We start from the raw sequence: 20,323 nt of genomic DNA, 5'->3' as shown, positions 1-20,323 counted from the left end.
ATTTCGGACACTTACAAATCTTTAAATCAACTCAACTCAAAGGACTATGCTTAAAAATTTCTTCCTGGTTTCCATCCGAAACCTTCGAAAAAACGGACTCTATTCGGTTATAAACATCAGCGGACTGTCCATTGGGATTGTATGCAGTGTACTTATTCTACTTTGGGTAGCTGATGAAGTGTCCTATGATAAATTCCTACCCAAGTATGACCGACTGTATCAGGTTTGGGTAAGTTCGGATTATGACAACCGTATCAATAACTGGCGATCGGTCCCGCTTCCCACCTATGAAGCACTGAAGACAGAAGACAGTAACATCTCCAATACAGTCGTCACCGGCTGGGGCAGTGAGCGGCTGTTGACTGTTGGCGATACCCGAATACTGAAAGATGGGTACTATGTGAGTGAGGAGTTTCTGGAAATGTTTGAGTTTCCACTCGTTTCAGGCACTCACAAGGATGCCCTGAAGGATCCTATGTCGATAGTCCTGTCCGAATCATTAGCAAAAATTCTATTTGGAGATGAAGATCCGATTGGTAAACAAGTAAAACTCGAAGATGAAGGAACCTTACAGGTTACGGCCATCGTCAAAGACCTACCGGAGAATTCCAGCTTCCAATTTGATTACCTGGCCACATGGAAATATCGTGAATCGGTAAACGAATGGGTCAGGGATAATAAAACCAACTGGGGCAATTATTCTTTCCAGGTTTTCATCGAATTGAATGATGCAAAAAGGGAACAGGATGTGCAGGAAAATATTGCCGGCCTGATCATGGAGAAAGACGAAGATGGCATAGATAAGCACTTCTTCCTCCATCCAATGTCACAGTGGCGCTTATACTCCAACTGGGACGATGAAGGGAAACAGGCCGGTGGACGAAGTGACTATGTTCAGCTTTTCACTGCCATTGCGATTGTCATCCTGATCATTGCGTGTATCAACTTTATGAACCTGGCCACCGCCCGATCTGAAAAACGAGCAAAAGAAGTGGGCATACGCAAAAGCCTGGGTACAAGTCGATCCAAGCTGATCTTTCAATTCATAGGTGAATCTGTGTTCATCACTTTTCTCGCTTTTGTTGTGGCCGTTCTTTTAACCGAATTAGCCTTGCCGGCCTACAATAGTCTGGTAGAAAAGGAGCTTTTCATCGACTACACCTCTCCTGTTTTCTGGATGGCATCAGTTGGGATCATTTTTGTGCTGGGAATCATTGCCGGGAGCTATCCCGCTTTTTACCTCTCCTCTTTCCGACCGGTACAAACACTGAAAGGAACGATTAAAGTAGGCAAAGGAGCAACTACTCCAAGGAAGGTACTCGTGATCATGCAGTTTGCCTTTTCGATCATTCTTATGATTAGTACCATTGTCATTTTTCAGCAAATCAACCTGGTAAAAAATCGGGACCTGGGCTATGAACAGGAGCGCCTAATTGCCGTGGAAATGACCGAAGACCTTCGGAAGAACTACGAAGTATTGAAACAGGAGCTGGAATCTTCCGGATTGGTTGAGTCGGTGACTCGTTCCAATTCACAGATTACCCAGATCAACTCCAACAACTTTCTGGGTTGGCCGGGTAAGCCTGAGGACCGTCGTGTCATCTTCACCACGATCACGACCACCTATGATTATGCAAAAACCATGGGTATTGATATGTTGATGGGTAGAGATTTCTCGAAAGAATATGGCAATGACTCCAGTGCGATTGTGATCAATAAAGCTGCCCTGGATATTATGGGGTTAGAGAATCCTATCGGCACCAATTTGGATTTGTGGGGAAACAAGCGAAAACTGATCGGAGTGATTGACAATGTGCTGATGGGGTCTCCGTATGATCCCGTCAAGCCGATGTTTATGATTTTGGATGACTGGGGCGGTTATGCATCCGTCCGATTAAAGAAAACCAATGATCTACAGGAAACATTGGCAGGCGTTGAGGAAATTTTCACCAAGCACAACCCGGCTTACCCATTTGATTACAACTTCGCTGATGTGGAGTTCCAGCGAAAGTTCACCACCATCAACCTCACCAGAAAACTGGCCATGCTCTTTGCGACCTTAGCAATGATTATTACGGGACTTGGACTATTTGGGCTCGCCTCTTACATGGCAGAACAAAGGATCAAAGAGATCGGGATAAGAAAAGTACTGGGAGCTACGATCTCGAGCCTAATGGCACTGATGTCGAAAGACTTTGCTAAACTGGTCGTATTCTCCTTTTTGCTGGCTGCTCCTTTGGCTTACTACTGGCTGGACAAATACCTGGATAGATACACCATTCGTGTGGATGTCACCTGGTGGATTTTCCCGATCGTTGGGGTTATCGTGTTGGGATTTGCAATATTGATTGTGTCTGATCAGGCAAGACGTGCAGCCAGGGCTAATCCGGTGCAATCATTGAGGAATGAGTGACATCCCCCTAGCCCCCTTCAAAGGGGGAATACCCCTTAATACAGATTATTTAACATAAACCGTCTTCACGTTCACAAACTCTTTGATACCATGGTGCGATAGTTCACGACCAAATCCGCTCTCATTGATGCCTCCGAAAGGTAGACGAGGGTCGGATTGAACCATCGCATTTACAAAGCAAGAGCCGGCTTCAAGTTTAGTGGCGGCTAATTTTTCAGCTCGTTCCACATCTTTGGAGAAGATCGCTCCGCCCAAACCATAATAAGTGTCATTGGCTACTTTCAACGCTTCCTCTTCATCTTTCACCGTAATGACGGTAGCCACGGGACCAAATAACTCTTCCTCATATGCGGGCATTCCCTTTTTCACATTGGTCAGAATCGTCGGTGGATAGTAATAGCCTTTCATATCCGGCACCTCCCCTCCTAAAATACACCTGGCTCCTGCTTCTATAGACCGGGTAACCTTACCATGTAACTGATCCCTGTATTTCTTTCCAACCATCGGACCAAGATCCGTCTGCTCATCCGTCGGATCTCCAAACCGATAGGATTTCATTTCCTCAACCAGTTTTTCCTCAAACGTTTCCTTAATGGATTCGGGCACAATGAAGCGTTTGGCGCTGATGCAGCTTTGGCCGTTGTTTTTCAGCCGACTGGCAACAGTTGTTTCTATAGCCAGGTCAAGATCCGCATCTTCCAGGATAATATATGGGTCGCTTCCACCGAGCTCAAGTACACATTTCTTTAAGACCGCTCCTGCCTGTTTAGCAACTTCCTTTCCAGCTCTGGTACTTCCGGTTAGCGTAACAGCCTTCACGTGTTTGTGAGCAATTACATCCGATGCTTGTTCATTACTGATAAACAGATTATTAAAAACGCCTTTTGGAAATCCGGCTTTTTCAAAAACAGAAAAAATCGCTGCAGCACAACCAGGTACATTGGGAGCATGCTTCAGAATGGCCACATTTCCTGCCATGAGGCTGGGTGCCGCAAAACGAAAAACTTGCCAGAACGGATAGTTCCATGGCATAATCGCAAACACAATTCCGAGCGGACAATGACGCACATAACTCTTGGAAGCATCCGTCTCGATTAGTTCATCCTTAAGGAACTCCTCAGCTTTCTCCGCATAAAACTCACATACCCAGGCACATTTTTCTACTTCAGCCTCACTTTCCTTTAAGGTTTTACCCATCTCTTCCGTCATCACTTTGGCAAAAGCCTTCTGTTCTGACCTCAACACATCGGCTGCCTTTTTCATGAGATTTGACCGATGGGAAAAGGAGGTGTTCTCCCAATCATTAAAAGCACTTTGAGCCTCTTCAATGGTACCTCTCACTTCCTCGTCGGAATGATTTGGATGAACTTTTAAGGGTTGTTCGGTAGCAGGGTTTATGGCTTGCATGAAACTATTGAATTTTGAATCAGTTAGAAATGTTATAACAAGAGTACGATATAAGAGAATTCAATTTTTATTAAATGACACTATTAGTCTCCTGTATCGAACTCGATTACTATATAATAGAATAACAGAGAGGAATTGTTCCTTTCGCTCACTTTGAATTGGAAATAAGACACTTTAATTTTGTTGTTAAAGCAACTAATATAAAACCACATAGATCATGGAACGCACTGCACTAGCACCCGATGCACAGGAAACCGACTTCATGCCGATCAATGGCACAGATTATTTAGAACTGTATGTGAGTAACGCTAAGCAAGCCGCTCACTTTTACAAGTCTGCTTTTGGATTCCAGTCACTGGCCTATGCCGGATTAGAAACCGGAATCAAAGATCGTGAATCTTATGTGGTCGTCCAGGACAAAATCCGTTTAGTCCTGACCTCCCCTCTTCGCAGCGGTACAATCATTGGCGAGCACATCGATAAGCACGGGGATGGTGTGAAAGTGACAGCTCTCTGGGTAGACGATGCTACAGTCGCCTACAATGAAGCGATGAAACGAGGAGCCAAATCGTTCATGGAGCCAAACACCATTGAAGACAAGTACGGTAAAGTGGTGCAGTCCGGAATACATACGTATGGTGAAGTGGTGCACATCTTCATCGAACGAAAAGACTATAATGGCATTTTCCTTCCGGGCTATCGCGAATGGAAAACTGAATACAACCCCGGGCCGGTTGGATTGAAATATGTAGACCACATGGTAGGTAACGTGGAGCTTGGCGACATGGATAAATATGTGAAGTTCTACGAAGAAGTGATGGGATTCAAGCAAATCATGTCATTCGATGACAAAGACATTTCCACCAAATATACGGCTCTTATGAGCAAAGTGATGAGTAATGGCAATGGAAGAATCAAATTCCCAATCAATGAGCCGGCTGCCGGACTGAAGAAATCACAAGTGGATGAATACCTGGAGTTTTATGAGGGAGCGGGTGTACAGCACATTGCTGTGGCCACTGACAACATCATCCAAACCGTAACCGATCTGAAGAACCGAGGGGTAGAATTTCTGAAGGTGCCTGATACGTACTATGATGTGCTAACAGAACGTGTGGGCGAAATCGATGAAGACATTGATTCCTTAAGACCGCTAGGGATTCTGGTAGACCGTGATGATGAAGGCTATTTGCTCCAAATCTTTACCAAAACGGTACAGGCACGACCAACGATGTTCTTTGAGATCATTCAGCGAAAAGGTGCTACCTCTTTCGGTAAAGGAAACTTCAAAGCCTTGTTTGAAGCGCTGGAGCGCGAGCAAGAGCTGAGAGGAACACTATAAATATTCACCACTAATCACACTGAAGAAAGGAACTCGAGAGGGTTCCTTTTTTTATGAGTGATATATTAAACAGGTATATTTGAAAGGTGGATAACAGGAATTCCTGTTATAATGATGTTGTAGCACATAACTTTCATGACGAAAAAAGAACTACCTAAACTAATCCCCTTCGGAATAGCATCAATTCTTGTACTAACTCATGCATTCCAAACCCTGCTAACACCTGGTTATGTGAACGAAGAGGGGAACGAAGTAACGTATGTAATGGCAGATTCAGTTCTATATGCTGGATTTGGTCTTGCTATCGTTCTAACACTAATATTGGTAAACAAACCAGCTTGGAAGTACGCATTTGCTATCCTAACTGTCTCAACGTTTACTCCTTGGATTAGCTTTTACAATCGGACATTTTCATTTGGTATTGGTTTCATCTCATTTGAGTTAACCGCATTAACTCTTTTAATTCTACATCTAATTCTTAACCCAGAAGTTTTTGCAACTTTCAGAACATCTTTCGGAATTGAACCAGAAACCGAGGAATCTAAAGAACGAAAGTATGAACTATCTGTGAAGGGTTTCGAACGCAGATTTGACAATAAATCAACAGAAGAACTTACGAACATTGTTGAACAAAACTCATTGGTTCCTGAAGCTGTAGAAGCCGCCAAACGCATATTGGAACGGAGATAAACGTGCTACAACAAGCACTAGCAGGCATATGCCGAAGTGCTTTCTACCCAGTTCACTGCAATTTGACCGCTACACTGTCCATTCTGCTAGGTTTATTTCCCCGCCCTTCTTTCCTTTTTTCTGGCTTAAGACTTTCTGTACTCAGTGCTTCGTAGTTGACGTTTGTAGGGGTTGGCCAGTTTCGCTAGCTTAGTGCTCTTTACAACTTGTGGGCATACGCCTGCTAGTTAGACGTTAGCGAGCACTTCTGCAACATGAAGAGACAAATTCTCACGATATTCATCTTGGTACTTTCGGTTCAACTTTCGTTGGCAACTGGTCAACAGGCTGAGTTGATAATTTATGATGGTGATACACTCCAACTCCTTTCTTTGCCATTGGAGGATTATCTTGGTGAGTATGAGCAACGCGAGAAGAAATATCCATTTCTAAATATAACTTGCTCAACTGCTCTCTGGAGAAGCTATCAAGGCGTTTGGAAGTTGGAAGGCGATGAACTCTATCTTGTGGACGTATTCCTATGTGCCAGCAAGGAAATTAGCATTTTCAACAAACTATTTGAATCAGAATCTCCAATAAAAGCTAACTGGTTTAGTGGGAACCTTTTCATACAACATGGCAAGATGCTAAAGTATAATCACTCAGGGTTTGCTCGCTATTTTGAAGAAGAAACAGTCATTAACATTGAACAAGGAAACCTCATAAGTCAACAGCATTATGTCAACGGTTTCAAACCAGACGATAAGAATCTGTCAAGTAATCCTGATACTGTTATGGCTGAGTTCTATAACCGAATTAACTGGAAGGTTTTACCAAAACTATCTAAAGATTATAAAGTCTATGTCGAATTGAAGTTGGGCAAAGTTGACAGCTTAACTATAATTAGAAGCAGTGCTCCCGAACTTTATGAGAAAGAAGTTCAAAGAGTAATTGATGAATTCCCGAAACTAAGAAAGTTCTACTCACGAGGTGAGCCATTAGAGGAAGGCTATATTTTACCAGTTATTTTCACCAATTATCAAAGAAGAAAGTACGCTCGCTAACAAACGATATGGTCGCATGGCCTTGCTTAGTCATTTGCAAAGTGTCTGCAAAACATCCCGCTTATCTGCCGCCAGGAACTTGAAGTGCTTTCTATCACCTTCTGCTCGTGGGAGATTTTACCTGTATGGCGCAGTGCGGGTCACCTTCCTGGCGCGGAAGTTACTTCCGTGCCATTCCTAAACAGTTTACTTATCTCACGAGGTTTTACATTTGATCTATGAGTGAAAAATATAAGATCAAGAATCAGGATAGGATTTACTTTATTACGTTTAGTGTAGTGCAATGGATAAACGTTTTTACCAGGACCGAATACAAGGACCTTATATTAGAAAACTTAAAATATTGTCAGCAGAAGAAAGGGTTAGTAATATACGCTTGGTGTATTATGACCAATCATATTCATTTGATCATAGGACGAAATTCAGATCATAAAATCCAAGACATCATTCGTGATTTTAAGAAGTACACATCTGTAGTGATAACAAAAGCGATTGCTGAAAACCAACAGGAAAGTAGAAAAGAATGGCTTTTGTGGATGTTTGGAAAGTTAGCTGAAAAAAGCAGTAAACATCAGAAATATTGTTTTTGGCAAAATGAATACCACCCTATAGAATTATCAGACAACCAAATGATGAGTCAGAAATTAGACTATATTCATAATAACCCAATTCTTGAAGGGATTGTCCGAGAGCCACAGGATTATTTATATTCCAGTGCTATTGATTATGCCGGAGGATTATGCCGGAGGAAAAGGGTTGCTTGAAGTAGTTTTCATTGAATGAAAAAGCACGGAAGTAACTTCCGCGCTAGATTTGTCAATAGCAAGGCGAATAAAACTGACATCATAATCCCATGGCAAAGTTTATCCTTCCAATAATCTTCTTCTCTCTCATCAACTGCACCCCAAAGAAGAAACCCCTCCCCGATCCGCTGGAAGCAGGATGGAACGATCAGCCGGTGTGTGAAGTGCTGGAAGAGAATGAAAACATGCGTGCACTGAGGTGTACCTTCCCTCCGGGCGTGGGTCATGAGCGGCACTATCACGCTGAACATTTCGGGTATACCATCAAGGGAAGCACGTTCAGAATCACAGATGCCTCAGGTACTAAGGAAGTGAAAGTGCCAACCGGTAGCAGCTTCTACAACGAAAAGATCGAATGGCATGAAGTGCTGAACATTGGTGATAGCACGGCGGTTTTCCTGATTCTGGAACCGAAGTAGGAGAATAAGCTACTCCTTCCCGTTGTAGTTAACAAAGACTTTATCCAAAATACTGATCAAAGTCTCATATTCCTGCTCTGAGAGGTCAGTCCATCCCAGCTTCCTGGATTCTTCCACCGCAGGCGTAGCTTTTCGAATCACATTGTTTCCCTTCGGTGTGATACGTACATGATACTTTCTTCCATCGGTTTTGTCTCGCACCCGCTCCACCAGCTTTTTCTTTACCAGCAGATCTACGATTCGGGAGACCGTCGGTTTATCCCGAAAGCTCATATTCGCCAGGTCCGTCTGGTACATGTCCTGCTCCCCTATCTTAGACAAAATCACCCATTGCTCCGGAGTGATATTTACTTTCTTTTCTTTAAAACGACTGATTAGATCGTGTCGAACAACTTTATAGGTGCGGTCTATGAATGACCCTATTTCTTTGTAGTCTGGCATGGGGCTTTAAAGATATTTAATTTACTGTATGTCCGAAATGACCGTTTATTGAAAAAAATCAAACAAAGGTTGTTATGGGTACTAAAAGCTCAATAACTAAGTTATTTTTGAGTTAATCAACTGCATGGCTTGAAAAAAGTTTTAATCATTATATCCATTTTACTGCTGGCTGGAGCAGGATACTTCACCTACGAGAAATGGGTAAAGCATGCAAACCTCACAATCTGGAGCTTTGTACCCGCAGATGCCGCCATGGTGCTGGAGGGTGAGGTCATGAAAGACCTTCAGACGCTTCAGGGGTATACGGCATGGTCGATCATTGATCAATCCACTGGTTTTGAAAACTTCAGAAGTGGTCTCACTTTCCTGGACTCCATCAATGGTGAAGGAGGATTCAGAGCAGTTTTTGAAAAAGCGCCAGTTCTGGCGTCTGCTCATAAGGTCTCCAGCGAGAATCTTGATTTTCTGTTCATCGTCGAACTTCAAAACATCTCACAAAACACATTTGCAAACGCGACCATCGGCCGACTTCAAAAGCAGGGTTATCGCTTCAAAACCCGAAACTACAATGATTTCAAAATCAGTGAGATCAGCGGTGAGGGGAAGACACTAACCTTCATTTTCTACAAGAATTTTTTCCTGGCAAGCTTTACTCCTTACCTCATTGAGGACGCTATACGGGTGATCAGCGACTCGGAGTTGCCTGCATTCAAAGAGAAGTTTAATGAATTAAAGGATACTGGTGCACAGGGAGTTGTCACTATTCATTTGAATTACGAAAAGGCAGGTGAACTACTCGGAGCATTTACTCCACAAGATCATAATTTTTCCATGACGGCCGGTAATTATGACCTTATGCTGGATTCCTCATTCCTGCAGTTCTCAGGCTTTTCATACGCAGCAAAAAACGGTTGGATAGACACCCATAACGAGCAGCCAGCCACGTTTGATATGGCAGAGGTGATACCTGAAAACACTGCTCATTTATTACATATCACTTCCTCGAATATGACCGGATGGAAGGACAAGCAAGTAGCCTATGTGAGATCCAGGTACCCTGATGTGAAAAACTTACAGGACTCACTGAGGTCTCAATATGATTTTAATGTGGATCAGGTTTTTGACCTGGTAGATGAGGAGATCGGAGTGGCGACACTGGAATCGCCGAGGGCTAGAGACAAACAAAAGCTGATGATTTTGGAAGTTAAAAACATACAGGAGTCATTGAATTTCTTTGGTCAGCTTACCCAGCGAATTGCCCTGGCTAGGGGAGATTCCGTTTATTCCGAGTCTTACAGCGACAATGAGATTCGCTTCCTGGCGATTCGAAATTTTCCTTCTACGCTACTCGGAGACATGGCAGATGGATTTGATCAATGTTTCTATATCAGCTACAGAAACTACCTGATCTTTTCCAATGATCTGCAGGAGTTGAAAAACCTCATTGCGTCGGTTCAGGAAGAAGATACCTGGGGTAAATCCATTCAAATGAATGACTTTTTTAGCCGAACTAACAATGCAGCAAATGTCAGCCTGTTTGTGAATATACCTCGTGCGTGGGATAACATTTCCTCATCCCTGAAGCCCGAATGGCAAGAACATTTCAAGGAAAACACAACCACCTACAGATCCATTGAACTGGCTGCTTTTCAATACAGCTATGTGGATGGTCAGTATTTTACCAACTATACATTTACCCAACCGGTGAAGAGAAGGTCAAGTATACCTAAAACCAATGCCGAAAATGGCGTTCGGTTTGTGAGTGCCCTGACCACCAAACCGTTCCTCGTTCGAACGCATGCGCATAAAGATTTTGACATCATTCTTCAGGACAGCACCAATACGGTCTATTATATGGATCCGAATCAAAATGCGCTTTGGTCGGAAAACATAGAAGAACAAATCGTCAGTGACATCCATGCCATAGACTATTATAAAAATGGTAAGATCCAGTATCTCTTCGCGACTGCTTCGAAGGTATTTATGATTGATCGTACCGGAGCAGCCATCCCGGGCTATCCAAAAGCGCTTCCATCCTCACCTACTATTGAACACTTAAACCTGATCGATTATGATCGAAGCAGAAATTACCGGCTGGCCATCACCGATGCAAACGGTAATATTTATCTCACCGATAAGGACCTGAAACTACTGGATGGCTGGAATCCAAGAAAAATGAATAGAGGCGCACTTGTCCCGATGGATCACGCTCGCTTGGGACGCACGGATGTGATGATATCGCTGCAGCAAAATGGCGTCATCAATCTGATGAACAGACGAGGCGAAAACATGGGCGGATTTCCATTTGAAACGAAGCAGACAATCAGTAAAAACTATTTCCTGCGCCAATCCAATTCACTAAGCAATTCGTCCATCACAGTAATATCTGAGGGAGGAGAGCTAACCGAAATTACACTGGAAGGCGGGGTAATTAAACGCGATCAATTAATTAAAACCAGTGCAGATACGAAGTTTCAACTGATACCTGATACCGGCAAGGAGTCTTTCATCATCATCCGAAATGAAGGAAACACGTATGAGGTGCTGGACGATACCGGCAATCTCCTTTTCAAGAAAGATTACTTATCCCAGGGGCCTATTCTTGTCCAATACTATCAATTTGGTGCAGGCAAAGACCTGGTGATCTTCACAGATGTACAGAATAAGGCGCTTTACATCTACGACAAATCTGGCAATCTGATCACTGGTAATCCGCTCAACTCTGAACATGAAGTAAGTTTGATCTACTCCAGTGCAAAAAGAGAGTTCCAGGTCTTCACCATCTGGGGTGAAAGCCTGGAATTTTATACATTCAGCTATTGATCACCTTACTGGTGACCAGTTGAAATCCGTCGGGATACGATTTATTTGATATTACCTTCAGCTTGGTTGACCCTTCATAATCTCCGAAAAGCCGAACACCATCTCCCAGAATGATCGGATTCACTTTTAGTTTAAGTTCATCGATCATTCCATTTTCCATCAGCCAACCAGCAAACATGCCTCCTCCGCATAGGTAAATATCACTTCCTATCTCGCTTTTAAGCTCACGGATAGTATCCAAATTCATTGGCACCACTTGCACCTGCTCATGAGCACCCTCCAGTTCAAGTGCATTTGAAAAAATGAAATGCTCCATGTGAGGATATGCAGGCTGGCCGGGTTTTAAACCATACTGATAGCCAAACTCATACGTGTTTCTTCCCATGATGACTGAATCAAACGACTCCAGGTCATACTGGTATTGCTCCACCATCTCTCCTCCGATAGCAAACTTGCTGATATCACCTTCTTTTCCGGATATATAACCGTCTAAAGAGGTAGCTACATAGTAAACAATCTTTCTCATAAGCAGTCGGGTTATACTTCAACCGTTTTCCATTTGCCTCTTTTGAAGAGTACGATCGCAATCACCGCATACAGACTGTGACAAAATGCGATGCAGAAAAAGACCCCATCAGCGCCCCAATCATTCAAGACAGACAGATAATACGATAGCGGAATTTGGATAGCCCAAAACACTACTATATTGATCCATAATGGTGTAAGCGTATCTCCGGCACCATTAAATGCCTGGCCAATGACCATACCATAAGCGAAGAATATGTAACCGAAGCAGATAATCCTGAGCGCACTTTTAGCAGTTTCGAGTACAATACCGGATTGGTCAAAGATGCCGAGCACCTGGTCTGCAAAAATGGAAAACACAATTGCCACGGAAACTAGAAATATCGTATTCCACTTAGCCGTACGCCATACCGAGGTTTCTGCACGATCAGGTTTTTTGGCACCTAGATTTTGTCCCACCAGTGTTGCCGCGGCATTTGCCATTCCAAATGACGGCAGAAGTGTAAACACGATCACCCGAAACGAGAGTTGATAACCAGCTACCGCCTCAGTGCCAAACTCTGCTACAATTCGTACCAGGAAAAGCCAACTTAACGTCTCGACCAGGAATTGACCTATTCCGGCAGATCCAATCTTAATGATTTCAACGACGGTTTTGATTCGAACCACAAAATTTTTGACTGTAAGCCTGATCAGTGAACTGCCGTTGAAAATATGAACAAGCTGATAAACCACACCTATGGACCGACCTGTGGTCGTGGCTATAGCCGCTCCTTCCACACCCATGGCAGGAATTGGCCCCAGACCAAAGATGAAAATAGGATCGAGTACAATATTCAAAAGATTGGCCAAAAGCAGGGATTTCATCGCGATGGATGCATTGCCAGCACCCCGAAAAACGCCATTGATAAGAAATATCAAGATAATGCTCAGATTACCTGCGTACATAATTTTCGTATAGCCAACTCCTTCTGCAATAAGATCGAGCTCCCCTCCCATCAGGGTTAGGATTTCCTCTGCGTAAGCAAAACCGACTATACCGAATAAAACACCGATTGTAATGGATATAAGGATAGCTTGAAAAGCAGCATCTGCTGCCCTAACTAACCTTTTTTCACCTACTCGTCGGGCAACAATAGCCGTGGCAGCCATGCTTAGACCTACAGCTAATGAATATATAATCATCAAAGGCGTCTCAGTCAAAGCCACTGTGGCAATTGCATTAACGCTTATACGGGAAACAAATATCATGTCCACAATAGCGAAAAGTGATTCACCAATCATTTCTGCGATCATGGGAATTGACAATAGGATAATTGCACGATTGATACTACCAGTCGTGAATTCAGTTTCATTGCCCTTTAGGGCGGATATAAAGAGTTTGATAACTCTGGATAGAGAGAATGATTCTTTCGTCATTTCTAAATGAATTAGATGTGTTGAACCGTGCAAATAGAGCGACGGCCTAATAAATTGTTAAGAAATAGAAACGGATAGTTTGAGATACCCAGCCTTGGGGTTACCCTCGGATGTGTGAGGGTGTGGTATTTACAATCTCAGCGAATAGAATCATAAGGATGCAATAGTAGTGATTTTTTCATTTTAATGGCACAAATCGGATAAGAAAATTTCTAAATTGAGTATGATTTCTTTGTTTCCTTCAAAACTGTCTATCTGCATACACACCCTATGCAAATTGGATTTTAAATAGGGCTACTTAAAAAAATAGAGCTTCATCCCCCGTTTTTTTAGTGATTAACCACGCAAAGAGGTTGATCCAACTTAAGGCCACCTCCAACGATAATCTTCTTAAAATACAATTCATATCTGTATAATTGATTATTTTGGCACCTTAATGGAACACGACTACAGCCTGCTAGTAGAAAACCTAAAAGGAAGAAGGTACGATGAAGCCTTGCGCGAGCCTGTACTTTCAGATGCATTTCATCAATCCGGCTATTCGGATTGTCTGTTATATGCATTGGAGTCGATGGTGGAAATAGATGCTTCCTATGCATATAAGGTTTATGCCAATTCCCGCAGAATCCATGAAATAATCGCCAAATCACTCAAAAAACGTGGCTATGATGTGGATTATCGCTACCAGGGAGCATTGAAAACATACTCCAATATTTTGCTATACGGAGATGTGGAGATTATTGTGATTAAGAAAAACCTATCTGAAAAGCCACATCAGGACATGCAAACTCTCGCCATGGACTTGTTAGAGGTCCTCAGAAAAGATCCAACGTTTAAGTCTGTGGATTACAGCGACAAGACCCGCATCAGGATCACGGCCCAAAAACCAACCTGCGAGATTGATGTACTCCCTTCCATGTGGATCAACAGTGCTGAATACCTGAAGACCAAAAATGAGATTTATCGGGGAATTGCAGAATTTGATTTTAAAAACAAAAAGGTCAAGAAGTACCTACCTTTCCTAAACATTGCGCGAATCAATTCGCGGGACCAACGCACCAATGGAAACCTTAAAGCCATGTCCCGGCTATTGATGACTTTGCGGGCTGACTCAGAAGAAAAAATAAACCTTCGCGATTCCGAGATAAACGCTATCCTTTATAATATGCCGGTAGAAGAGCTTGCAGCTCCGATGAATAAGATATTGACACTTTTGCCAAAGGTTTCAGCGAGGCTGGAAAAGCTTTCGACTGATACTGCATATTTCAGTCAGATGCTCTCCCCTGCAGAAAAGGATCGTGTATTTGCCGGCAGACCTGAAAAGCAACAGGAAATACGTAAGTTAAACTCCTCACTTTCCCTGCTAATATCTGACCTTAAAAATGACCTCAGTGCCCAGAACAAAACACTAAGTTCTGAAATTGAGTACCTGGAAGCTTAAATCAATCCGGCACGTTTGAGCAATGCCTCCGGTGTAGGCTCCTGCCCCCTAAATCTTTTGTAAAGCTCCATCGGGTGTTCTGTACCTCCTTTGCTCAGGATATTTTCTTTGAAGGAAGTAGCGGTTTCCTTATCAAAAACTCCGTTCTGCTGAAACAAGGAGAACGCATCGGCATCCAATACCTCTGCCCACTTGTAGCTGTAGTATCCGGCCGCATATCCACCAGCAAAGATGTGCCCAAATTGAGCACTCATATTCGTTCCTTCCACTTTAGAAAATAGCTCCGTTGGTGCGAAAGCCTTGTCCTCGAAAGCCCCCACATCTGTAATTTCGTTAGCCTCTTCAGTAGAAAGGCTATGCCACGCCATATCAAGCAGTCCAAAACTAAGCTGACGGACAGTTGCATAGGCCTCATGGTAAGTGGCTGATTTTTTGATCCGGTTGACCAAATCCTCCGGTATCAACTCTCCTGTTTTATAATGTTTGGCAAACAAATCAAGGCATTCCTTTTCATAGCACCAGTTTTCCATGATCTGGGATGGTAGCTCCACAAAATCCCAATAGACACTTGTTCCTGATAAACTCTGGTAAGTTGTATCTGCCAACATACCGTGTAGCGCATGGCCAAATTCATGAAATAATGTGCTCACCTCGTCAAATTTCAGGAGCGATGGATGATTGGCTGATGAAGGAGTGAAATTGCATACAATACTAACCTGTGGAATCACCCGCTTTCCATTCTGAACGTATTGATTTCGATAAGACGTCATCCACGCACCGCCACGCTTACCGTCTCTTGGAAAAAAGTCCGCAAGAAATACGGCAATCACTTCTCCTGTATCACCCTGAACCTCGTAGGCTTTCACATCTTCGTGATAAACCTCAAGCTCTTCACTCAGCTTAAATGTGATACCAAATAGTTTTTCAGCGGTTGTAAACACCCCATCAATCACATTTTCCAACTTAAAGAAGGGCTTTACAAGCTCATCATCCAATTCGTACTTTTCCTTCCGCAGTTTCTCAGAATAGTATGCCCAGTCCCATCGTTGCAACTCAATATCATCACCTTGTGATTTTATGAAATTTCTAATTTCCTCTACCTCTTCTTTAGCTTTCGGTAAACTTTTTTCCAGCAGATCATTGAGAAACTCAATTACCTTTTCGGGTGATTCTGCCATTCGTTGCTCCAAAATGTAATGCGCAAAGGTCTGGTAGCCCAGCAAGGATGCCAGCTCTGCCTTCAGTCTGATGGTTTTAAGAATCAGCTCCTGATTGTCTCGGTCATCTCCCTTGAAGCATTTTGTCATATACGCTTTATACAGCCGCTCGCGCAACGATCGATTGTCAGCATACTCCATGAATGGGATATAGCTTGGCGCTTGCAGTGAGAATACCCATGCATTCGGTTTGCCCTTTTTATTCGCCAGATCCTTTGCACGGTCCTTTACGTCATTTGGAAGTCCGGATAGATCATTTTCATCTTCAATAACCAATTCATATCCGTTTGTTTCGGCAAGGAGGTTCTCAGAAAAGGTCAAGGATATCTTTGACAGCTCTATACTTATCTCCTTAAAACGAGCCTTTTTTTCACCCTCAAGCTCTACCCCTCTACGCACAAAATCCAGATAGGTCTCATCCAGCAATTTCTCCTGCTCCTTCGTCAAGTCGAGGGATTCGCGTTGCTGGTAGACTGCTTTTACCCGATCGAACAATTGCTCATTCTGTTTTACCTCGCTATTGAACGCCGAAAGTTTCGGAGAAATATCCTGTGCTATTTTTTGAAGTTCATCAGTGGTTTCGGCAGAATTCAGATTGAAAAGAATAGATGAATTGCGTTGAAGCTTTTCACCGCTGTAATCAAGTGCTTCTATCGTATTATGAAAGGAAGGTGCTTCCTCATTGTTTATAATCTGATTGATTTCCTCTTTCGCCTCACCCAGTGCTTTCTCTATGGCTTCCGTGTAATCTGCCACAGAAATCCTTGAAAAAGGCGGTAATTCATATTTAGTTTGGAATGATGATAAAAGCGGGTTTGACATCTGTTTTAATCGTTATATTTCAAAATGAACGGCAAAGGTAATTGCCGCTGAGGATTACTTTTGCAAAGAAACAACCTGACATATGAGATTCGTTCTATCGGTAGCTATTTTCTTTTCTCTTTTATGCGTTCATGCTCAGGATGAGGCTTTCGTTGATCTGACAAGTCCACATGGGGCTGTGAAAACTTTCATGGACAACTCCCAGCCGGAAAACCGGAACGACTCATTGGCTTCACTCCCATTTAAGACAGCAGATCGGACTTTTCCGCAAGCAAAGAAATCCGCTATTAAATTCAAGCGAATCCTGGATGGAAGGGGTATATTGATTTACCTGGATGAAATCCCAAAAGCAAATTCATATACTGATTCTCTCAGCAATAAAAACAAATATGTGCTGCTGGAAGACTACCCCAATATTTTTCTGCTTAAAGCCTCAAACAATAAATGGTACTTTTCTGATGCCAGTATTGATCGGATAGATGAACTATACGAGGAGACCTTTAGGTTCGGTACTGGTGAGCTGATCAACCTGCTACCGAAACTTTTAGGAACAAAAAAGATTCTTGGGCTTTATGCTTATCAATATGCTGCAATATTCATTCTAGCTCTGATAAGTACTCTTGTCTATAAAATCTTTGCGTTTTTTACCGAACGCATTTTCAGACGGGTTGTTAAGCGATTTGGGTATGAGGGAGAAACCTCTGAAAAGTATCTATGGCAGATTGCACGTCCTACCAGTGTATTCATTATTGTCTTACTGCTGCTCCTGGTTACTCCGGCTTTGCAACTTCCAATTGAATATTCGAGATATGTAAATATCATTTTAAGAGTGATGGTACCCTTATTTGGGACCGTAATTGCCTACCGATTAGTCACAATCGCCAGCATTTACCTTGCCCGAATGGCTCAGAGCACAGAAAGCACCCTTGATGATCAATTAGTTCCTCTCCTTCGAAAAACACTTAAGACATTCGTGATCATTACAGGTACGCTGCTTATTCTTGACAACCTGGATGTTCCGATCCTTCCATTATTAACTGGTCTTTCTATAGGTGGTTTAGCTTTTGCTTTGGCCGCACAGGACACCATCAAAAACTTCTTTGGGTCGGTGATGATTTTTATTGACAAACCGTTTCAGGTCGGTGACTGGATAACGTCTAATGATGTAGATGGTACTGTGGAAGAAGTGGGCTTTCGTTCCTCCAGAATCAGAACATTTAGAAACTCGGTCATCTATGTCCCCAATAGCAAATTGGCAGATAATACCATAGACAACCATGGCTTAAGGAAATACCGTCGCTTTTTTACTAATATATCTATCACCTATGATACTCCGCCTGAAATGATTGAGATTTTTGTAAAGGGGCTAAGACAAATTGTAGAAGACCACCCTAAAACCTGGAAGGACAATTACCATGTCTATTTTAATGAAATGGCCAATAGCTCACTGAATATCATGTTCTATATTTTCTTCAATGTCCCAACATGGGCGGAAGAACTGCACTGCAGACATGAAATCCTAATGAGTATCATGAAGCTTGGAAAAGAATTAGGAGTCAATTTCGCATTCCCTACTCAGACATTGCATATCGAAAATTTACCGGGACAGCCTTCACTTTCTCCTTCTTATTTATCCGGTCAGGAAGCAGAGACGAAGTTGCAGACGTTTTTTAAGAAGAACTGATCTGCCTAGTTACTCCCTGAGGCTGTTAAGTGATGACCTTTTACCCAGTCAAATCGATTAAATTCCAATAGTCTGGTCTCGGTTTCATCGTTGAAAATTTCTTCGATAACAATAAAATGCCGATGGTCGTCTGCTGCAATATATCCCAGCATGATATACTCCCATTCGTTTCCATCCCACATGAATTTCAGGATATGAATGGATACAACCTCCTCACCATGACCATACTGTTCAATTAGCTCCTCTCGTTTATTTTCATCTGAAACATAATGAGCGGTTTGTTCCCAAAGTTCATTATGCCCAATGTAGGCATGAATGGTTAAGTCTCCGTCCAGTTTCGTATGATCATGTTTATGCTTGATCTTAAAATGATCAAAAGCATGGACTTGTGGATCGCTCACATAATAGCCAGAATAATATTGAGCGAAAGCATAAGATGTGAGTAAAGACAGTAGAAGTACGGTGAAAGTTTTCATTGCTATTCGATATTAGGTGGTAAAATGAATAGCTGATTGATAGCGCAAGGATATAACTATTTATAGTTTTCAGCCCTTACTAATAGGTGATTGATACTTATACTTCGACAAAACCAAGAGTAGCTTCAATAAAAGGATTATTGAATCCATTCGTGGCGAGGAACTTTAATTAATAAATTCGCTCTTTCTCTGAATAATAATAAATCTACATATGAAGTTCGGAACAAAAGCACTTCACGCAGGTATTGAACCGGATCCATCCACCGGAGCAATCATGACTCCCATTTTTCAAACATCCACTTATGTTCAGGAAGAGCCAGGTGTTCATAAAGGATACGAGTACGCAAGAACAAAAAACCCTACACGCGATGCGCTAGAAAAAAATCTGGCGGCTCTGGAAAACGCACAGTTTGGAAGGTGTTTTGGGTCTGGCATGAGTGCCACAGAAACAGTAATCAAAACTCTGAATCCCGGCGATGAGGTAATCAGTACCTCCGATCTTTATGGTGGCACTTACAGGTTGTTTACCAAGGTATTTGCTAAATACGGTATCAAATTCACATTTGTGGATATGCGAGATGTAAGCAATATCGAAAGGGTAATCACCAATAAAACGAAACTGATTTGGGTAGAGACCCCAACCAATCCCATGATGAACATTCTGGACATCAGGGCAATTGCAGATTTGGGACGAAAGAAAAATGTAATGGTGGCGGTGGATAACACTTTTGCCTCACCTTATCTTCAAAACCCATTGGACCTTGGTGCTGATATTGTGATGCACTCAGTTACAAAATACATTGCTGGTCACTCGGATGTGGTGATGGGATTCCTTGGAACAAATGATCCCGTAGTGGATGAGAGGTTTGCTTTCATTCAAAACTCCAGCGGAGCAATACCTGGTCCGCAGGATTGCTTCCTGGTTCTGCGAGGAATCAAAACACTTCACATACGTATGCAGCGTCACTGCGAAAATGGAGAACGGATAGCCAATTATCTTAAAAACCATCATAAGGTAGAAAAGGTATTCTGGCCTGGTTTTGAAGATCACCCCAATCATGAAGTAGCAAAAAGCCAAATGAGAGGATTTGGTGGAATGATTTCGTTTATTCAGAAAGAGGATACGATTGAACAAGCCAATAAAACACTTAGAACTTTTAAGATTTTCAGTCTTGCCGAATCATTGGGGGGTGTGGAGTCGCTTGTAGGCCATCCTGCCAGCATGACTCATGCCAGTGTGCCGCGGGAACAGCGCCTGTCTGTTGGATTGACCGATTCGTTAATTAGGCTGAGCGTTGGAATTGAAGACGTAGATGATCTGATCGCAGACCTTGAACAAGCCATCGGATAAAAGTTGA

The 20,323-nt window shown here is 42.6% G+C and carries 16 protein-coding genes; 10 read left to right on the top strand and 6 right to left on the bottom strand.

The window, feature by feature from the left end:
* Positions 1-46 precede the first annotated feature (46 nt).
* Complete coding sequence (locus ACOQON_RS06180; protein ID WP_420578053.1) at positions 47-2,413, top strand: ABC transporter permease; 2,367 nt, start codon at positions 47-49, stop codon at positions 2,411-2,413.
* 45 nt (positions 2,414-2,458) lie between these two features.
* Here ACOQON_RS06180 and ACOQON_RS06175 read toward each other — a convergent pair whose 3' ends face one another.
* Entirely contained in the window at positions 2,459-3,820 is a 1,362-nt protein-coding gene (locus ACOQON_RS06175) for an NAD-dependent succinate-semialdehyde dehydrogenase (RefSeq protein ID WP_420578052.1), read from the bottom strand.
* 217 nt (positions 3,821-4,037) lie between these two features.
* Between ACOQON_RS06175 and hppD the strand changes: the two genes are divergently transcribed.
* The 5 genes from hppD to ACOQON_RS06150 all read left to right on the top strand — a co-directional run bounded on the left by hppD (position 4,038) and on the right by ACOQON_RS06150 (position 8,117).
* A complete protein-coding gene (gene hppD, locus ACOQON_RS06170) occupies positions 4,038-5,162 on the top strand; it encodes a 4-hydroxyphenylpyruvate dioxygenase (RefSeq protein WP_420578051.1) in 1,125 nt (374 codons plus the stop codon).
* 135 nt (positions 5,163-5,297) lie between these two features.
* Positions 5,298-5,852 (top strand): hypothetical protein, encoded by a 555-nt coding sequence (locus ACOQON_RS06165; RefSeq protein WP_420578050.1) that lies wholly within the window; start codon positions 5,298-5,300, stop codon positions 5,850-5,852.
* Between the two features lie 254 nt (positions 5,853-6,106).
* On the top strand, positions 6,107-6,895 hold the full coding sequence (locus tag ACOQON_RS06160) for a hypothetical protein (protein WP_420578049.1): 789 nt from the start codon (positions 6,107-6,109) through the stop codon (positions 6,893-6,895).
* A 218-nt stretch (positions 6,896-7,113) separates the two neighbouring features.
* Positions 7,114-7,659 (top strand): REP-associated tyrosine transposase, encoded by a 546-nt coding sequence (locus tag ACOQON_RS06155; RefSeq protein ID WP_420578048.1) that lies wholly within the window; start codon positions 7,114-7,116, stop codon positions 7,657-7,659.
* 89 nt (positions 7,660-7,748) lie between these two features.
* A complete protein-coding gene (locus ACOQON_RS06150) occupies positions 7,749-8,117 on the top strand; it encodes a cupin domain-containing protein (protein ID WP_420578047.1) in 369 nt (122 codons plus the stop codon).
* Positions 8,118-8,126: 9 nt separating this feature from the next.
* Here ACOQON_RS06150 and ACOQON_RS06145 read toward each other — a convergent pair whose 3' ends face one another.
* Positions 8,127-8,558 carry a MarR family winged helix-turn-helix transcriptional regulator gene (locus ACOQON_RS06145; protein WP_420578046.1) on the bottom strand — a complete coding sequence of 144 codons (432 nt, stop codon included), beginning with the start codon at positions 8,556-8,558 and terminating at the stop codon, positions 8,127-8,129.
* 129 nt (positions 8,559-8,687) lie between these two features.
* On the opposite strand from ACOQON_RS06145, the gene ACOQON_RS06140 reads away from it, so the two are divergent.
* A complete protein-coding gene (locus ACOQON_RS06140) occupies positions 8,688-11,381 on the top strand; it encodes a hypothetical protein (RefSeq protein WP_420578045.1) in 2,694 nt (897 codons plus the stop codon).
* Here ACOQON_RS06140 and ACOQON_RS06135 read toward each other — a convergent pair.
* Both ACOQON_RS06135 and ACOQON_RS06130 read right to left on the bottom strand, forming a co-directional pair.
* On the bottom strand, positions 11,371-11,907 hold the full coding sequence (locus ACOQON_RS06135) for a dihydrofolate reductase family protein (RefSeq protein ID WP_420578044.1): 537 nt from the start codon (positions 11,905-11,907) through the stop codon (positions 11,371-11,373). The genes ACOQON_RS06140 and ACOQON_RS06135 overlap by 11 nt on opposite strands.
* An 11-nt stretch (positions 11,908-11,918) precedes the next feature.
* Entirely contained in the window at positions 11,919-13,325 is a 1,407-nt protein-coding gene (locus tag ACOQON_RS06130) for an MATE family efflux transporter (RefSeq protein ID WP_420578043.1), read from the bottom strand.
* A 436-nt stretch (positions 13,326-13,761) separates the two neighbouring features.
* Here ACOQON_RS06130 and ACOQON_RS06125 point away from each other — a divergent pair, with 436 nt between their 5' ends.
* Positions 13,762-14,766 (top strand): hypothetical protein, encoded by a 1,005-nt coding sequence (locus ACOQON_RS06125; protein WP_420578042.1) that lies wholly within the window; start codon positions 13,762-13,764, stop codon positions 14,764-14,766.
* On the opposite strand, the gene ACOQON_RS06120 is transcribed toward ACOQON_RS06125, so the two are convergent.
* Positions 14,763-16,805: a M3 family metallopeptidase gene (locus ACOQON_RS06120; RefSeq protein WP_420578041.1), complete on the bottom strand. Its 2,043-nt coding sequence runs from the start codon at positions 16,803-16,805 to the stop codon at positions 14,763-14,765. The two genes, ACOQON_RS06125 and ACOQON_RS06120, sit on opposite strands and share 4 nt — an antisense overlap.
* A gap of 82 nt (positions 16,806-16,887) precedes the next feature.
* Between ACOQON_RS06120 and ACOQON_RS06115 the strand changes: the two genes are divergently transcribed.
* The gene (locus ACOQON_RS06115) at positions 16,888-18,489 is read left to right on the top strand and encodes a mechanosensitive ion channel family protein (protein WP_420578040.1); all 1,602 of its coding nucleotides are present in this window, start codon (positions 16,888-16,890) and stop codon (positions 18,487-18,489) included.
* Positions 18,490-18,494: 5 nt separating this feature from the next.
* On the opposite strand, the gene ACOQON_RS06110 is transcribed toward ACOQON_RS06115, so the two are convergent.
* The gene (locus ACOQON_RS06110; protein WP_420578039.1) at positions 18,495-18,965 is read right to left on the bottom strand and encodes a hypothetical protein; all 471 of its coding nucleotides are present in this window, start codon (positions 18,963-18,965) and stop codon (positions 18,495-18,497) included.
* 211 nt (positions 18,966-19,176) lie between these two features.
* Here ACOQON_RS06110 and ACOQON_RS06105 point away from each other — a divergent pair, with 211 nt between their 5' ends.
* Positions 19,177-20,316 carry a cystathionine gamma-synthase gene (locus tag ACOQON_RS06105; RefSeq protein ID WP_420578038.1) on the top strand — a complete coding sequence of 380 codons (1,140 nt, stop codon included), beginning with the start codon at positions 19,177-19,179 and terminating at the stop codon, positions 20,314-20,316.
* The last annotated feature ends 7 nt before the right edge of the window (positions 20,317-20,323 follow it).

The sequence above is a fragment of the Ekhidna sp. genome, from assembly GCF_965221965.1.
GTDB lineage: Bacteria > Bacteroidota > Bacteroidia > Cytophagales > Cyclobacteriaceae > Ekhidna.
The sequence above is the reverse complement of the archived record's forward strand: the minus strand, read 5'-3'. Positions and strand labels throughout refer to the sequence as shown.

Excerpts from the sequence above, each read along its gene's own strand:
- ACOQON_RS06180 (WP_420578053.1), top strand. The coding sequence starts at position 47 with ATGCTTAAAAATTTCTTCCTGGTTTCCATCCGAAACCTTCGAAAAAAC.
- ACOQON_RS06175 (WP_420578052.1), bottom strand. The coding sequence starts at position 3,820 with ATGCAAGCCATAAACCCTGCTACCGAACAACCCTTAAAAGTTCATCCA.
- hppD (WP_420578051.1), top strand. The coding sequence starts at position 4,038 with ATGGAACGCACTGCACTAGCACCCGATGCACAGGAAACCGACTTCATG.
- ACOQON_RS06165 (WP_420578050.1), top strand. The coding sequence starts at position 5,298 with ATGACGAAAAAAGAACTACCTAAACTAATCCCCTTCGGAATAGCATCA.
- ACOQON_RS06160 (WP_420578049.1), top strand. The coding sequence starts at position 6,107 with ATGAAGAGACAAATTCTCACGATATTCATCTTGGTACTTTCGGTTCAA.
- ACOQON_RS06155 (WP_420578048.1), top strand. The coding sequence starts at position 7,114 with ATGAGTGAAAAATATAAGATCAAGAATCAGGATAGGATTTACTTTATT.
- ACOQON_RS06150 (WP_420578047.1), top strand. The coding sequence starts at position 7,749 with ATGGCAAAGTTTATCCTTCCAATAATCTTCTTCTCTCTCATCAACTGC.
- ACOQON_RS06145 (WP_420578046.1), bottom strand. The coding sequence starts at position 8,558 with ATGCCAGACTACAAAGAAATAGGGTCATTCATAGACCGCACCTATAAA.
- ACOQON_RS06135 (WP_420578044.1), bottom strand. The coding sequence starts at position 11,907 with ATGAGAAAGATTGTTTACTATGTAGCTACCTCTTTAGACGGTTATATA.
- ACOQON_RS06130 (WP_420578043.1), bottom strand. The coding sequence starts at position 13,325 with ATGACGAAAGAATCATTCTCTCTATCCAGAGTTATCAAACTCTTTATA.
- ACOQON_RS06125 (WP_420578042.1), top strand. The coding sequence starts at position 13,762 with ATGGAACACGACTACAGCCTGCTAGTAGAAAACCTAAAAGGAAGAAGG.
- ACOQON_RS06120 (WP_420578041.1), bottom strand. The coding sequence starts at position 16,805 with ATGTCAAACCCGCTTTTATCATCATTCCAAACTAAATATGAATTACCG.
- ACOQON_RS06115 (WP_420578040.1), top strand. The coding sequence starts at position 16,888 with ATGAGATTCGTTCTATCGGTAGCTATTTTCTTTTCTCTTTTATGCGTT.
- ACOQON_RS06110 (WP_420578039.1), bottom strand. The coding sequence starts at position 18,965 with ATGAAAACTTTCACCGTACTTCTACTGTCTTTACTCACATCTTATGCT.
- ACOQON_RS06105 (WP_420578038.1), top strand. The coding sequence starts at position 19,177 with ATGAAGTTCGGAACAAAAGCACTTCACGCAGGTATTGAACCGGATCCA.